Origin of the sequence: Xanthomonas sp. SHU 308, from assembly GCF_000364645.1 — a bacterium.
In the GTDB taxonomy this organism is placed as follows: Bacteria; Pseudomonadota; Gammaproteobacteria; order Xanthomonadales; family Xanthomonadaceae; genus Xanthomonas_A; species Xanthomonas_A sontii.
Window position 1 is genome coordinate 1 of record NZ_AQOK01000550.1, and the last position, 342, is coordinate 342.

1 protein-coding gene is annotated in these 342 nt (G+C 74.9%); it reads left to right on the forward strand.

Features of this window, described 5'->3' with window-relative positions:
- The coding region (locus D588_RS0116295) for a glutamate--tRNA ligase family protein (RefSeq protein ID WP_017916732.1) at nt 1-342 on the forward strand (342 nt) is incomplete at both ends.

Consider the following 342-nt stretch of genomic DNA (forward strand, 5'->3'; position numbering starts at 1 on the left):
GCCCTGGCGGCGCAGGGCGGCGTGCACCACGCTTGCGTCACCGACGCGCCACGCGCACAGCCGGCCATCCGTCTGCGCGTGCCGCCCGGTGCGGCCAGCGTGGTGGCCTTCGACGACGCGGTGCGCGGCCGGCTGGCCCAGGACGTCCATGCCGAGGTCGGCGATGTGGTGCTGCTGCGCGCCGACGGCTGCTGGGCGTACCAACTGGCCGTGGTGGTCGACGATGCCGCGCAAGGCATCACCGACGTGGTGCGCGGCGCCGACCTGCTGGACTCCACGCCGCGGCAGATCCTGCTGCAGCGTGCGCTGAGCCAGCCCACGCCGCGCTACCTGCACCTGCCA